Below are 14,092 nucleotides of genomic sequence, written 5' to 3'. Positions count from 1 at the left end.
CCGAACGGCCGAGGGTCGCATACATTAGGTAAGAACCATCGGGATCGCTCCGCGTGCTTTACCGTCGCTTCGGCAAAACCGATCTGCGCCTGTCGGTGTTCACCTTCGGGGCGATGCGCTACCTCGACTCCAAAGAAAACGCCGTGAATACCGTCAAAGAAGCGGTGCGATTGGGGATCAACCACCTGGAGACGGCCCGGGGCTACGGCGAGAGCGAAAAATTTTTGGGGGCGGCCTTTCGAGCCGGTGTGCCTCGCGACAAAGTCTACGTCACCACCAAGATCCCGCCCACCCCGGACGGCGAGACGATGCGCCGGCAGATCGAAGAATCTCTCAGCCGCATGGGGATCGACCGCATCGACATCTTCGACCTGCACGGGATCAACACCCGCGAACATCTGGAGCTGTCGGTGCGCAAGAACGGCTGCCTGGAGGCCATCCGCCGGGCCGTGGCCGAGGGGCTCATCGGCCATTTGGGCTTTTCCACCCACGGCCCGCTCCCACTGATTCTCGACACGATCGCCACGGGCGAATTCGAATCGGTCAATTTGCACTATTACTACTTCAACCAGCGCAACGCCCCGGCCATCGAGCTGGCCCACCGCCTCGACATGGGCGTGTTTATCATCTCGCCCACCGACAAAGGCGGGCAGCTGTTCAAACCGCCGGCCCGCTTGGTTGAGCTGTGTGCTCCCTACACGCCCATCGCCGTCAACCACCGCTTTTTGCTCTGTGATCCGCGGGTACACACGTTGAGTCTAGGGGCGGCAAATCCGGCCGAATTTGCGCCGCACCTGGTGGTGGCCGACATGGGCGGCCCCCTCAGCGAAGCGGAAGCGGCGATTATTGCCCGCCTCGACCGGCAGTTCCGCGAGATCCCTTCGGCCTGCGAGCAGTGCTACCAGTGCCTTCCCTGTCCCGAAGCCATCCATATTCCCGAGGTGCTGCGGTTGCGCAATCTGGCGGTGGGCTTCGAGATGGACGACTTTGCCCGCTACCGCTATAACATGTTCGGCAATGCCGGCCACTGGTTTCCCGGCACCAAGGCCAACGGCTGCACCGAGTGCGGCGATTGCCTGCCGCGCTGTCCGGTCGGCCTCGATATTCCCGCCCTGCTGGGGCAAACCCACCAGATGCTGCACCAGGGCGAACGCAAACGCTTGTGGGGTTGAGCACCATGCACCAGACCCATCCGCAGTACCACAAAGACCGCCAGGCTGTGAACCAGCTGATGCAGGACGCACCTGGCGATTACCCTCTGGCCGAACTGGCGCGGCTGTTGATTCGCTATCGGGGCTTTCCGGGGGCCGAGGACATTCAGCGCGACCTGCAGGGAATGCTGAAGACCTGGCAGCTCACCGAGGAAGCACTCTTTGAGCGCACCCGGCTTATCCACACCAGCCGCCCTGTCTACCGCAACTCCGACGCTTCCCAGGAAGACTGGTTCTGACGATGCACCTGGTGCGCTGGCCGTTCGGGTTTTGTCTGGCGCTGACGCCCGTTGTCTTTGTGCCTCCAGACTTTGACCGCTGGCACCCCATCTACCGGGAGGCGATCCTCGCCCACGAGCGCGTCCACCACCGCCAGCAACGCGCCCTCGGGCTGGTGCGCTTCTGCTGGCTCTATACCTTCGATGTGCGCTTTCGCTGGCGCATCGAGCGGATGGGCTACGAGCGCGAGATGTACGAACTGGCGCGCCACGGCCTCAAAGTGCACCCCGAGCGCTATGCGCGCACCGTCTCCTCATCTTTGTACTGGGGGATGATCGACTATGCGGAGGCGCAGCTGTGGGCTGAGACCTTCGCCCACTCGCTGCGCTGGCGATAGCTAGGGCCTGAGCACCGTGGTCCACAATCGGCGCTTGGCGTCCCAGAACGGGGCGTTGGTGCGGCCGATGATGCTCGGCCCCCAGTAGCGGCGCGAACCGTCCACCGTAAAGATGGTGATCACGTCCCCTTCGCCCAGCACAATCGGCCGGTCGGCCAGGGCCAGACGGATCCCCTCGGTACCCCCTTCGCCGGGGGCAAAATCCCAAAAAGCGCCTTCGAGCGAGCCGTCCGCCTTGGTCACGACCACTCGCACCGGGTAGGGGGTCTTGTTGCCGACGCGCACTTCGCCGTTGCGGATCGCTTTGGGTTGGGCGAGAGCCATTCCACAGCCGAGCAGCACTGGAAGGGTGACAAGTGCCGCCACTTGCACCGGGTTGAGCCGCGACATAGCGCGCTAGGATCCTTTGACGCCTGGTAGAGTCGATCTTCGCCTATTTTTTGGGCAATTCAAGCGCCCCCGGGAGGAGTTTCGCGGCGGCGCACGACGGTCTGGATGCGCAGGATGCGTTCGGCGATTTCGGCCGCCGCTTCGAGGGCGCAGGTCTTGACCGCCAGCGGGTCGATCACCCCGGCTTGCCACAGATCGACCACCTCGCCGTTCTCGCAGTCGATGCCCAGGTGCGGGTTGGCGGTGCGCTGGTGCATCGCCTCCAACTGGGCAACTTTTTCGAGGGCCGAATAGCCACTGTTGCTCACGATCTGCTCCAGGGGCCTGCGCAGGGCGGCGGCCACCGCCTCGATGCCGTAGCGCACCACCCCCTCGGTGCGCGCAGCCAGGGCGCTCACCGCCCGGCGGCTCGCCAGTTCCGCCACCCCGCCGCCCGTCACCACCCCCGAGGTGAGGGCGGCCTGCAGCGCGCTGCAGGCGTCGACGGCGACGCGCTCCAGTTCGGCGGCCACCTCGGCGCTCACCGCACCGACGATCATCGCCGCCAGGGGCTCCCCACCCCCGGCGCTGAGGACGAGCTTCTGGGAAGGGCGTTCGTAGCGCACCGTCGCCTTGCCCAATACCGGGGCCAGGGCGGTCGCCCCCCGGGCCAGCTGGCCCTGGCGCACCGGCACCGCGCCGCTGAAGCCGGCCGTCCGCTCGCTGTCGCGGCGCAGGATTCGCTGCAGGGCCACGATCCCCGCCTCGGCCAAGAGCGGTTCGGCCGTTGGGGAAATGCTCTTTTCGCACACCAACAGCACCACCCCAGCCTCGACGAGGACCTGCACCCGGCGGCGCAACTGCTCCTGGGCTTCGAGGTAGCGGGCAAACCCCCCCTCGGTGGCGAGCACCTGGGCATCGAAGCTCTCGGATTCGAAGGGGTCAGAAAGTACCAGCACGCCCCCAGTCCGGGAAAAACCCTCCGGCGGCAACTGCAGCGGCTGCTTGGCAAGGACCAGGCCTTCGATCCAGCGGTGGGATTCGCCCACGCGGGAGCTGACCAGTTCGCCGAGGCGCACGCGCCCGGCGCGCAGGCGCTCGAAGCCGATGTGGTTCGCCGCCTCCCAGACGATCCGGGCAATGGCCTCGTCGCCGCGCGCGGCGATGCGGGTGACAGCCGGCACCCGCGGATCGGCCAGGTCCGTGACAGGCACAGCGGCGCTGCGCAGAGCGTCGAGGGCCGCTTGCACCCCGGCGCGCAGACCCGCGATCAGCGCATTGATGGCGATGCCCTGCTCGACGCGCTCCAGGCAAGCATCGAGCAGCGCCCCAGCCAGGACCGTGGCGGTGGTGGTGCCGTCGCCGACGCTGCGGTCCTGGGCCTCGGCCACCTGGATGACCAGGCGGGCGGCCGGATGCTGGGCGTCGAGCTGCCCGAGGATTTCGACGCCGTCGTTGGTGAGGGTCATGCGGCCCGCATCGTCCACCAGCAACACGTCGAGGCCCTTCGGCCCCAGGGTGCCCGCCACGGTCTCGACGATCGCCCGCACGGCGGCAATATTGGTGCGCAGCACCTTCAGGTGTCCCTCGGCGGTCACACCAGCAACCCCTCGAAGCCTTCGTTCTCAGGCTCCACCAGCGCCCGCATGTGCTCCCAGATGTGAAAGGTCACCCACGGGTCGAGGGCGGCGTAATCGAGCTGTTCGGCCGTGAGCGGCCTGAGGGCCCAGTTGCTCGCCTGGTAGCGCTTGTCCAGTTCGATGCCCAAAAAGTGTGCGCTCAGGGCTTTGAGGGAATTGCGCTCGAGGGCACCGCGTCTGGATGTGGGGATCGACCGCGCCATCTGCAGCGTGCAGACCACCGAGCGCGCTTGGGCGGCTCCTCCCAGGTAGGCCAGGTCGTAGGGAGCGTTGTGGATGAGCTTGACAATTTCCCAGTTGCGCATGGTCTTCTCGACAAAGGCTGTGAGGTCCACCGCGAAGCAATCGATCACCGAGACCGCCTCGCTCGTCCCGTCCCAGACCTGCAGCAGCGATACGCGGTTCTTGCCGGTACTCACCTGGTGCCAGTGGGCCGTTTCGGTGTCGACGGCGAGGACTTTGCGGGTCTGCCAGCGATCGACCAGTTCCGACAGCTGGGCCGTTTCGGTAACTAGAACATAGGGAACCTGGTGGCGACCCATAGACCACAATCCTTTACTTGATACTTTACCCGGCGGGATGCACGTCGCCCAGGGGAACCGCCCGCCCGGCCCCGGTCACCGCGGGCAAATTCCCCGGCGCCCCGGTACAGCGTAACCAGGCGAGCAGCGCAAAGGCCATCGCCTCTTTGAAGTCCGGATCGATGCCGGCTTCGTCGCTGACGGCGACGCGCGCCGGGGCGAGCAATCGCCCGAGGCGCGCGCGGATATAGCCGTTGCGTGCCCCGCCCCCGCACAGGAACACCTCATCGGGAAGCCGGGGCAAAAAATCGCGGTAGGCCCGTTCGATCGAGCGCACGGTCAGTTCGCTCACCGTCGCCACCCGGTCGGCCACCGGCAGATGAGCGCTCTCCTCGGCCAGCCGCCGGGCGCGCGCGTAGCCGAAGTACTCGCGGCCGGTCGATTTGGGGGGCGGCCGGCGAAAGTACGGATCGGCCAGCCACCGCTCCAGGCAGTCCCGGTCGACCGTGCCTTGCAGCGCCAGGCTGCCGCCCCGGTCGAAGGGTTCGCCCAGGGCAATCTGCACGGTGCCGTCGATGAGCAGATTGGCCGGGCCGGTGTCGAAGGCGATCACTTCCTCAGGGCCGCCCCCGGCGCGCAAGTAGGTGACATTGGCAATACCGCCCAGATTCTGGATGCAGCGGTCGCGCCGGGCGTCGCGCAACAGCAAATAGTCGAGGATCGGCACCAGTGGGGCACCCTGGCCACCCGCCGCCATGTCGCGGGTGCGAAAGTTGCCCACGGTCGTCACCCCGGTGCGCTCGGCGATCCAGGCGCCGTCGCCCAACTGCAACGTGTGTCCCGCTGCGTTGTCGGCCGGGGGCTGGTGATGAACGGTCTGGCCATGGGAGCCGATGCAGGCGATCTGCCCGCAGCGAAAGCCCGCCTGCTCGATAAGTTGCAGGGCGCAGTCCGCAAAGGCGAGGGCGACATCGCGGTGCAGCGCACTCACCTCGGCCACTGGAACGGGTTTGCCCTCCGCCAGATGCAACAGCCGCCCGCGCAGCCCTGCCGGGTAAGGTAAGGCGAGCGTGGCAAGGGTTGTTACCGCCGGCTGCTGCGCGCTGCCTGCAATTTCTACCAGTGCCCCGTCCATGCCGTCTAGCGAAGTGCCGCTGATCAGCCCGACCGCCAGCGTTGGATCCACGCGCCTTACCTTTCGAAGCTTCCCAGCAATTGTAGAAGTACCTGGCGCCGTCCGAGCGGGCTGAGGCTGTGCAGATCTACCGCCCCTTCGGCAAGTTGCACGGTCAGATGGGCAAACTTGTTGGGACGGGTAAGGGTCGAAAGCAATGCTTCACGGCCAAAGACGTTGATTCCCAGGTGATCGCCTTCCGGTTGCCCGTCGAGCCAAAGGCCCAGGTTCTCGACTTGCTCGGTGCGGGTGGCGCCCAAAGCGTCGGGACTGAAAGTGTGGGCCAGACCCGTCTGCGGCAGCGGTAGTGCTCTGGCGTAGCGCAGCGAACTGGTGTCGATGGTCACCTCGCCGCAGAAGCGCCGGAACGCCCCGCTCAAGGCCGCCGACCAGAGCACCAGCAGGTGCGGTTCGGCGGCCGGTCCCAGGTTGTAACAGGTGTTGACGAATCGAAAGTCGGTGCGGGTGACCAGCGGCCTGCCTTCTGGGTCTACGCCCGCAGCCAGGGGCAGGTACAGTTCGCTCAGCGTCGGCTGGGGCAACCGCAACTTGATCATCAGGTCGTCTACCAGTTCCTGGGCTTCTTCTTCGACCAACAAACCGCGAGCGAGGTCGCGCTGGAAGTAAACATCAAAAAACGTGTCGAGACCAGTGACGCTACGGCGCCGGCCAAAAAGCGGATCGCGGGTGGCCAACAGCGCCAGATACGTCCACTGGATAGCCTGCTGGGCGGTGGCCGCCGGTCTGCCGATATCGAGGCCGTAGCAACCGGCGAGCGCTTCGACCGTCTCGACGGCCCCCAACTGCATGCCCAATCGGCGCAATCGCTCCGACCCGTACAGGGCCAACTGCCGACAATCGCTCCCCACCGGCAGCTGCTCGACATCGAGCGGATCGATCAGGCCATAGATCAGTTCTTCGCGCCGATCGAGGTAGTCGGCGCCGAACGCGCCTGCCGGGGTTCCGCCTGGACCGGCACTGCGCCGGGCGGTGGCCCGCGCCGCCTGCTGAAGCATCTGCGCCTGCACCCAGAGCGCCTGGGTGCGCTCGGTCGGACCGGTCAAATCGCTGTCGTCGCCCAGGTAGGGGTCGCAGTTGGCGGCAATAAAATTTTCGACATCGGTGCGCACCTGCCAGTTGCCTGGTCGGAAGCCCTGCCAGGGATCGGCGGGTATAGGTTTGGGCACAGCTCTCGACACCGTAGGAACCAGCGCAACCGATGCCCCCAGTATCGAGAACATCGCCCCGAAGCGACCGGCTTCCCAACGTAATTTGAAGAAATTTGAAATCGGTTTGAATAAGTTCTTATTTCTTAGTGATCCCTGGGGTTGGGGCAGCAATTTTGCCGCCATGCCCCCTGCGCAAGTCCACTTCCTTGCAGTACCTTTGTTTAGAATCATTCGGAAGGGGCATGGCCGTAGTGCAGCATTGGACCACCGGCAGTTTTGTCTGGGGATTTCTTGAATCTCTGGCATTTGCGGATGCGCCGCTTCAGCGCTGGTGGCGGGCGAGCTTGCCGGGCCGGGTGCAGCAATGGCTGCTGCACTGGGCCGCAAGCGGCATGGCGGCGCGGGTGGCGGAGCCGGTGGCCATGGGAGTGTTCTGCCTGCTGCTGTTGATTTCGCCTTTTGTGCCCACGGCGGCGGTGGGTGCGGTGCTGGCCGTGGGTCTTGCTTTGGTGGTCCTGCTTTTCTGCGTGCGCGCCCGGCCGCTCTCGCCGCTCGCTTTGCCGGTATCGGCCTTTTGGCTGAGCGGCTGGGTGGCGCTGATCGGCTCGCCGCGATTGCTGTCGAGCCTGGATGGCTGGTTGAAGATGACTCTGTACGCGGCGGGCTTTGCTCTGGGAGCGCACCTGCTGCAAAAGCCGCTTTATCGTACCCTGGCGGTGGGCACTTACCTGGCAGCCACCCTGCCGGTATCGATCTATGGGTTATTGCAGTACGTGAACGGTGCCCCGCCCCTGGCCACCTGGGTGGATCCCGAGTCCCCCCTCGCGGACACTACGCGCGTTTACAGTTTTCTGGGCAACCCGAATCTGCTTGCGGCCTATCTGATCGCCGCGATCCCGCTCGGGGTGGTGGGGGCGCTGGTTTGGAAAAACTGGGCAGCCAAGGCGATGGCCGCCCTTGCCGCCGGGGCGGGGGCGCTTTGTCTGGTGCTCACCTACTCGCGCGGCGGCTGGATCGCTCTGACGGCAACCGTTCTGGTGCTGGCGGTTCTGCTGTGGCCGTGGTTGGCCGAGCGGCTGAAGCCCGAGTGGCGGCTCTGGGTGCCGGTGGTGATCCTGGGGACGGTGGCAGCCGCCCTGGTGGTGGCGGTGGTGGCGGTACCGGCGGTGGGCGAGCGGGCTTTGAGCATCTTCGACGGCCGCGACGATTCGAGCAACAACTTTCGGATCACCGTTTGGGGTGCGGTCTTCGAGATGATCCGCGCCTACCCGCTCACCGGTATCGGCCCCGGCAACCTGACTTTCGAAGCGATTTATCCGTTTTTCCAGCGCCCCAAATTCGATGCGCTGAGCGCCTATTCGATCGTGCTCGAACTTACGGTCGAATTGGGGATCGTCGGGCTTCTGGCTTTTCTGTGGCTGGCAAGCGCCATGTTGGTGCAGGGCTTCACTGTCTGGGTGCGGCGTGCGGAACCGGTCGGGGCGCTCTGGTGTGCTGCCGCCACCTGTGCGGTGGTCGGGCTGTTGGTCAACGGTCTGACCGATACCGTCTGGTTCCGCCCGTCGGTGCAGGTGGTCTGGTGGATGCTGTGCGCCCTCATCGGCGCGGAATACCTGCGCGCCGCCGGTCAGGCCGATCAAGATTGAGCTTCGACAGGAGCAGGCAAAATTGTGCAGTGATTCTGCTGGGGAACAGCAGTGCCTGGCTTTGTTCGCTTGCCGCGGGGTGTGCAAGAATGTCTCTACCCACGTGCGCAGGGAGCGACGAAGATGCGAACGGTGTACACTCTGGTGTTTGTCCTGGCAGGGGCGCTGCTGGTGCCTGTCACCGCCTCGGCCCAGATCACCACCACGCCGGGTGCAACGAACGCCGCCGGCACGACCACCACGACCGGTACCACGACCAGCACGACGGCCGCGCTTTTTATCAATTCGACCGTCTCGACCGCTCCTCCCGTCTACGCCGGTCCGGTGCAGCCGGGGCCGACCTACAACGGTCTGAGCTCCAGCGGCGTCTACAACTCCAATGGCACGATCGTTCCCGGCACCAATGCTCTCAGTAACGGCGTCTACTCGGGCCTGCCCGCCCCGACACCAAACTTCAACTTCACCGCCACCAGCGGCGGTACGCTCGCGCCGACCAACGCCCAGGGAACGACCCAACCGACCCGCTAGAGCATAATCAGTCCCCGCCTGACGCCCAGGGTGACAGCTTCGGTGCGGCTTGTGGCCTCGAGCTTGCCGAAAATCGAGCCGATGTGAAATTTGACGGTGTGTTCGGAAATTTGCAGGCGGCGGGCGATGGTTTTGTTGCCGAGGCCCTCGGCGAGCATCGAGAGCACCTCCACTTCGCGCGGTGTGAGGGGCTGTTCGGGCGCTTCGGTGGGTGGGCGCGGCTGGCCGGGTAGAGCGCAAAGCATCGCACCCAGCAAGTCGGGATGAATCGCCACCAGCGCACCCGCTGCCGCTGTGATTGCGGCGGTGATCTCACCGGCGGTGGCGGTGCGCGGCAGCAGGGCACGCACGCCGGAGCGCAGCACCTCGGCCATCCAGCTTCCTGCGGTTTCCTCGGTGAGGATGACCAAAGAGACAGCCGGGACGCCCTCTCCTTCGATTGGAGATGGGACAAGACCGGGAAGCCAGTCGAGCACTGCATCGTCGGCGTCATCTTCGAGGTCGACCAGCACGACCTCGGGCTGCAGTTCCTCCAAGAGTTGCGGCAGCTCGGCGAGGGAAACGGGGTGACCGACAACAGTCAGATCCGGGCTGGCCGCAACCAGGGCGGCCAGCCCGGCGCGCACGACAGCAGCATCGGCCGCCACCGCCACCCGAATCATGCCGCACTCCGCCCGCAGGCGATCCAAAATCCTGCCGCCTCCAGACTTTCTGCTTGCTCTGGGTGCCGGGTATTCACGTCCCTCTCCGCAGCCGTTCGCCGACAGTGACGGACACCTCGACCAGCTGACCGCCCCGGACGATCTGCACCGGTACGCTCTTGCCGACCCGCTCGGGGGTCAACAGGGCCAGCACCTCCTCGGTGTCCCCGACGGTGTGGCCGTCGATCCCGATGAATACATCGCCCAGCAGCACACCGGCGCGCTCGGCGGGGGCGTCCGCTTCGAGGTTGACGACGATCACCGCACCCGTACCGGGCAAATTGAGGGTGGCGCGCAGGCTGTCGGGCAGGCGCACCGGCTGCATGCCGATGCCCAGATAGCCGCGGGCGACCCGCCCGGTGGCCAGCAGCTGGTCCACCACCCGATCGACGGTGGCGGCCGGAATGGCGATCCCGGTGCTGCGCGAGAGCGCGGCGGTGTTGATCCCGACGATGCGGCCTTCGGTGTCCACCAGGGCGCCGCCGGAAAATCCCGGAAACAAGCTCAGATCCAGGCGGATGAGCCGGTCGATCTGTCCGCCGCGCCAGGTGCGCCAGGGACCGCCCACGTTGCAGACGGTGCCGAGGCTGGCACTCAGGCCGTGCTCGCCCGGGCGGGCGAGGGCGAGAGCCAGATGCCCGACTTTGAGCAGTTGGGCATCGCCAAAGGGCACCTCGGGGGCGGGGGCGTCCGCCAAGCGCAACACCGCCAGATCGGTGCCGGGATCGCGCCCGGCCAGCGTTGCTGCCACCGTGCGCCCATCGTGCAAAGTGACCGTTATTTCGTCGTCGCGCTTGAGCAGGTGGTCGGCGGTGACGACAACCCCTTCGCGCCAGAGCACGCCGCTGGGCGTGCTGCGCGCGTGGGTGTCGACGGCGACCACCGCCCGGCCGGCCGCTTCGACGGTATCAGCCAGGGCGTTGGAAAAAGCTAGCAAAGCACCTGTCGGTGAAGTCATGGTGGGCTCCGCAATGCGAGTGAGACAGGCTGGTGGCTGTCCTGTACTTCAAGCTTGTCGTACCGTGGAGACGGATACCATCGGCGGATCGGCTAGCGGCCACCCGGAAGATTGGTTAGGAAGTGGGGGAGACCAACAGCATGGCGGAGCGCATCACCATCGACTCGAAGGACGGCAGCTTCGGCGCCTACGTGGCCAGACCGGGTGCGGGCTTCGGCCCCGGCCTGGTGGTCATCCAGGAAATATTTGGCATCAACGCCACGATGCGGGCCATCGCCGACGCCTTTGCCCGGGCGGGCTACATCGCCGTGGTGCCGGATTTGTTCTGGCGGCTGGAGCCGGGAGTTGAACTGATTGACCAGGGCAGCGATCTCGAAAAAGCCTTTGGACTCTACAACGCCTACGACGAAGATCTGGGCGTCACGGATCTGATTGCCGCCCTCGGTGCCGTCCGCCAACTGGAAGGCTGCACCGGCAAGGTGGGCACGGTGGGCTACTGCCTGGGAGGCAAACTCGCGTATCTGATGGCCACCCGCTCCGACGCCGATGCCAACGTCAGCTACTACGGCGTCGGTATCGAACGCAACCTGGAGGAAGTGGGCAACATTTCCCGGCCACTGCTGTTGCATATCGCCGGGGAGGACGAACTGGTCGCCCCGGCCGCCCGGGGGCGCATTCTGGATGCCGTGGCGCAAAATCCGCTCATCACCACCTATCTCTATCCAGGTCTGGGCCACGCCTTTGCCCGCGTGGACGGCACCACCTATCAAAAGGAAGCCGCCGAGCTGGCCAACGGCCGTACCCTCACATTTTTGAGCAGCCACCTGGGCTAGAGCTTTCAGCGGTTCACCAGTTCGCCTACCACCAAAACCGGCACCGTCTCCCCTTCGCAGGCACCCGTCACCCCGGCTTCCAGCCAGGCAAAGGCGTTGATGCCAAGCAGGCTCACCAGGTCGCCGGAGTTGTCGGTGCGGTACGGAGCAAAGCGCCAGACACCGGCTTCGAGGGCCAATTGGCCGCGCAGGTAGGCGCGCCGGTCGCCCTTCGAGCGCACCGGCGCTTTCAGTTGCGCCGTTACCACCGGGTAACGCCAGCGCTCGGGCGGGTAGCCCATGAATTTGCGGATGGCGGGCCGCACAAACTGCCAGAAGCAAAACAGCGACGAGACCGGGTTGCCGGGCAGGCCCCAGATGAGTCGGCTGCCCAGCCGGGCGAACATCAGCGGTTTGCCCGGCTTCATGTTGATCTTGTAGAGCACCACCTGCGCACCCAACGCTTCGAGCACCTGTGGGGTGTAGTCAAATTGCCCGACGCTCGCCCCGCCCGAGAGCAGCACAAAATCGGCATCCAGGGCAGCCAGCAAGCGCATGCGGATTGCCTCGGGATCGTCGGGGGCGATGCCCAACGCCCGGGGATCGCCCCCCGCCTCGCGCACCTGGGCGACGAGGCCGTACTGGTTGGAATCAACGATGCGCGCCCCTGCGAGCACCCCGTCGATACCCACCAGTTCGTCCCCCGTCGAGACGATCGCCACTGCGGGCGGGCGGTGGGTGAGTACGAAGGCGCGCTGGGCCGCCGCCAAAAGGGCAATTTCGCCCGGCTGCAGGACTGTACCCGGCGGCATCAGGGGTGAGCCCGCTTTGTGAAAGGCGCCGCGGTAGCGCACGTTCGCTCCGGGGGCAGGGAGCTTTTCAAACGTGAGGGTGTCTCCCTCCAGGCGGGCTTCTTCTTGAATGAGAACCGCGTCGGAGCCCTCAGGGAGCACCGCCCCGGTCATGATCCGGGCGGCCTGCCCCTCGGCGAGGGGATGGGTGGGCATCCGGCCCGCCGCGATCGTTTCAACCACTTGCAGCTTCCCAAAACCGGTATCGGCGGAGCGCACCGCGTAACCGTCCATCGCCGAGTTGTCGTAGGGCGGAAAATCTGTGCGCGCCAGGATGGTCTCGGCGAGCACCCGGCTGCAGGCAGCCAGCAGATCGACCCGCTCGGGGGCGCCGACCTCCACCGCTTCGAGGATGAGCGCTTGTGCTTCTTCGACGGAAATCATAAATATGATGTAAGGCGCTGCCTTCTAGCCTAGCGCCAACCCCAATCCACACCATGGAACTGGTTTCACGCCCTCCTACAGGCTGGCTCTCCGCCCTCGCGGCGGGCGCTATCGTCAGCGCCGCCATCGCCTGGCTCGCTCCTGCCCAACTGGTTGTATTCGGCCTCACGCTGCTGCTGGTGGCCCTCACCGGCTTCGCGGCCGTGCCTTTACTGCGACGCTGGAAGGCGCGGCAATTCATCCGCGAGGACGGCCCCCGGTCGCACCTCAAAAAAGCGGGCACCCCGACGATGGGGGGGATCTTTTTTATTCCCTGGGCGCTGGTGGTGCCCTTTGCCTTTGCCGGCTGGAATCCGGAACTGATCGCCGCCGTCGCCCTGGCCACCTCCTACGGGTTGGTAGGCTGGATCGACGATTTTCAGATCATCCGCCGGCAGTCGAATAACGGCATTACCCCCCGCCAGAAGATGCTGCTGCTGATTGGCGCCGGGGTGGCTTTTTGCCTTTTTCATGGCCTGAGCGGCCACGGCACCGCCACTTTCGGCCTGGGAGAGTTGGGGATTTTGTTCTGGCCGCTGGCGCTTTTAGCCCTCACCGGCACCGCCAATGCCGTCAACATCACCGACGGCCTGGACGGTCTGGCGGGGGGAACCGGCGCCATCGCCGCCACCGTCCTCGGGTTGATTGTGATCGCTACCCACCCGGCGCTCGCGGTGCTCTGCTTCGCCCTGGCCGGCGCCTGCCTGGGGTTTTTGGTCCACAATCGCCACAAGGCCACGGTCTTCATGGGCGACACCGGCTCGCTCGCCATCGGCGGAGCGCTCGCGGCGGTGGCAGTCTTGAGTGGTCAACTGGTCGCCCTTGCCCTTGTGGGGGGGGTCTTTGTGGTCGAAGCCCTCTCGGTGATCGCCCAGGTCGGTTACTTCAAAGCCACCAAGGGACCGGACGGCAAGGGCAAGCGCCTGCTGCGCATGGCCCCGCTGCACCACCACTTCGAACTGGGCGGTCTGCACGAGACCCAGGTGGTGGCCCGCTTTTATCTGGCGGGGGCGTCGTTGGCCCTGCTCACCTGGTGGCTGCATACAGGATGGCCACCCAGTGCCTGAACCGATGGACATCTACTCCAGCAGCGGCACTTTGGCCGCGCTCACGGTCACCAGCCTTGCGGAGTCGCTGCGATGGTACAGGGATGCCCTCGGTTTCGAGGTGGTCTCGACGCTGCCCGGAAGCGACGGCCTGCCGGTGCGCGCCCGCCTGCGCTGGGCACCCAACGCCGAGATTGTCTTGCTCGAGCAAGATCCGGCTGTCCGGCTGGAGGGCGAGCGCGGAATCGGCTTCTCGGTGACTTTTTGGGCGGCAGGCCGCGGCGTCGAGCCCATCGCCGAGCAAGCGCTCGCCCACGGTGCGGATATCGTGGGCGAGCCGCGCGATCAGCCCTGGGGCCTACGCGAAATCACGATCTACGATCCGGACTGCTACCGTCTGGTCTTTGCCGAACCGCTCGCTTGAGCA

General features: G+C 65.8%; 16 protein-coding genes. 8 read left to right on the top strand and 8 right to left on the bottom strand.

Features of this window, described 5'->3' with window-relative positions; all coding sequences use genetic code 11:
* Positions 1 to 53: 53 nt before the first annotated feature.
* Genes GLL_RS19345 through GLL_RS19335 form a run of 3 tightly spaced genes read left to right on the top strand, consistent with a single transcriptional unit; the run spans position 54 to position 1,827 of the window.
* Positions 54 to 1,172 carry an aldo/keto reductase gene (locus GLL_RS19345; protein WP_011143741.1) on the top strand — a complete coding sequence of 373 codons (1,119 nt, stop codon included), beginning with the start codon at positions 54 to 56 and terminating at the stop codon, positions 1,170 to 1,172.
* Positions 1,173 to 1,177: 5 nt separating this feature from the next.
* Positions 1,178 to 1,450, top strand: a complete 273-nt coding sequence (locus tag GLL_RS19340) for a DUF3288 family protein (protein WP_164929371.1) — start codon at positions 1,178 to 1,180, stop codon at positions 1,448 to 1,450.
* Positions 1,451 to 1,452: 2 nt separating this feature from the next.
* Complete coding sequence (locus GLL_RS19335; RefSeq protein WP_011143739.1) at positions 1,453 to 1,827, top strand: hypothetical protein; 375 nt, start codon at positions 1,453 to 1,455, stop codon at positions 1,825 to 1,827.
* Here GLL_RS19335 and GLL_RS19330 read toward each other — a convergent pair whose 3' ends face one another.
* From GLL_RS19330 to GLL_RS19310, 5 genes are read right to left on the bottom strand one after another with little or no spacing between them, the layout of a single operon-like run.
* Positions 1,828 to 2,217 (bottom strand): hypothetical protein, encoded by a 390-nt coding sequence (locus GLL_RS19330; protein ID WP_011143738.1) that lies wholly within the window; start codon positions 2,215 to 2,217, stop codon positions 1,828 to 1,830. It lies immediately after the preceding gene.
* Between the two features lie 59 nt (positions 2,218 to 2,276).
* Positions 2,277 to 3,794: a TCP-1/cpn60 chaperonin family protein gene (locus GLL_RS19325; RefSeq protein ID WP_011143737.1), complete on the bottom strand. Its 1,518-nt coding sequence runs from the start codon at positions 3,792 to 3,794 to the stop codon at positions 2,277 to 2,279.
* Positions 3,791 to 4,378 carry a ribonuclease D gene (locus GLL_RS19320; RefSeq protein ID WP_011143736.1) on the bottom strand — a complete coding sequence of 196 codons (588 nt, stop codon included), beginning with the start codon at positions 4,376 to 4,378 and terminating at the stop codon, positions 3,791 to 3,793. The genes GLL_RS19325 and GLL_RS19320 overlap by 4 nt, the downstream gene beginning before the upstream one ends.
* Before the next feature lie 25 nt (positions 4,379 to 4,403).
* Positions 4,404 to 5,543, bottom strand: a complete 1,140-nt coding sequence (locus GLL_RS19315) for an anhydro-N-acetylmuramic acid kinase (protein ID WP_011143735.1) — start codon at positions 5,541 to 5,543, stop codon at positions 4,404 to 4,406.
* Positions 5,544 to 5,548: 5 nt separating this feature from the next.
* Positions 5,549 to 6,718 (bottom strand): pyruvate formate lyase family protein, encoded by a 1,170-nt coding sequence (locus tag GLL_RS19310; RefSeq protein WP_164929370.1) that lies wholly within the window; start codon positions 6,716 to 6,718, stop codon positions 5,549 to 5,551.
* A gap of 224 nt (positions 6,719 to 6,942) precedes the next feature.
* On the opposite strand from GLL_RS19310, the gene GLL_RS19305 reads away from it, so the two are divergent.
* Both GLL_RS19305 and GLL_RS19300 read left to right on the top strand, forming a co-directional pair.
* Complete coding sequence (locus tag GLL_RS19305; RefSeq protein WP_011143733.1) at positions 6,943 to 8,346, top strand: IctB family putative bicarbonate transporter; 1,404 nt, start codon at positions 6,943 to 6,945, stop codon at positions 8,344 to 8,346.
* A gap of 123 nt (positions 8,347 to 8,469) precedes the next feature.
* Positions 8,470 to 8,874 carry a hypothetical protein gene (locus GLL_RS19300; RefSeq protein WP_164929369.1) on the top strand — a complete coding sequence of 135 codons (405 nt, stop codon included), beginning with the start codon at positions 8,470 to 8,472 and terminating at the stop codon, positions 8,872 to 8,874.
* On the opposite strand, the gene GLL_RS19295 is transcribed toward GLL_RS19300, so the two are convergent.
* Together GLL_RS19295 and GLL_RS19290 are read right to left on the bottom strand one after the other, a co-directional pair.
* The gene (locus GLL_RS19295) at positions 8,871 to 9,563 is read right to left on the bottom strand and encodes a response regulator transcription factor (protein ID WP_197530046.1); all 693 of its coding nucleotides are present in this window, start codon (positions 9,561 to 9,563) and stop codon (positions 8,871 to 8,873) included. The genes GLL_RS19300 and GLL_RS19295 overlap by 4 nt on opposite strands.
* A gap of 46 nt (positions 9,564 to 9,609) precedes the next feature.
* Complete coding sequence (locus GLL_RS19290; RefSeq protein ID WP_011143730.1) at positions 9,610 to 10,533, bottom strand: S1C family serine protease; 924 nt, start codon at positions 10,531 to 10,533, stop codon at positions 9,610 to 9,612.
* 140 nt (positions 10,534 to 10,673) lie between these two features.
* Here GLL_RS19290 and GLL_RS19285 point away from each other — a divergent pair, with 140 nt between their 5' ends.
* Positions 10,674 to 11,366 (top strand): dienelactone hydrolase family protein, encoded by a 693-nt coding sequence (locus GLL_RS19285; protein ID WP_011143729.1) that lies wholly within the window; start codon positions 10,674 to 10,676, stop codon positions 11,364 to 11,366.
* 5 nt (positions 11,367 to 11,371) lie between these two features.
* Here GLL_RS19285 and glp read toward each other — a convergent pair whose 3' ends face one another.
* Positions 11,372 to 12,580 carry a molybdopterin molybdotransferase MoeA gene (gene glp / locus GLL_RS19280; RefSeq protein WP_011143728.1) on the bottom strand — a complete coding sequence of 403 codons (1,209 nt, stop codon included), beginning with the start codon at positions 12,578 to 12,580 and terminating at the stop codon, positions 11,372 to 11,374.
* Between the two features lie 53 nt (positions 12,581 to 12,633).
* Between glp and mraY the strand changes: the two genes are divergently transcribed.
* Positions 12,634 to 13,686 (top strand): phospho-N-acetylmuramoyl-pentapeptide-transferase, encoded by a 1,053-nt coding sequence (mraY, locus tag GLL_RS19275; protein ID WP_011143727.1) that lies wholly within the window; start codon positions 12,634 to 12,636, stop codon positions 13,684 to 13,686.
* Positions 13,679 to 14,089 carry a VOC family protein gene (locus tag GLL_RS19270; protein WP_011143726.1) on the top strand — a complete coding sequence of 137 codons (411 nt, stop codon included), beginning with the start codon at positions 13,679 to 13,681 and terminating at the stop codon, positions 14,087 to 14,089. Before mraY ends, GLL_RS19270 begins: the two co-directional genes overlap by 8 nt.
* The last annotated feature ends 3 nt before the right edge of the window (positions 14,090 to 14,092 follow it).

It is taken from the genome of Gloeobacter violaceus PCC 7421 (genome assembly GCF_000011385.1).
GTDB lineage: Bacteria > Cyanobacteriota > Cyanobacteriia > Gloeobacterales > Gloeobacteraceae > Gloeobacter > Gloeobacter violaceus.
Note: the sequence above shows the minus strand (reverse complement) of the source record. Positions and strands in the feature narration are given on the sequence as shown.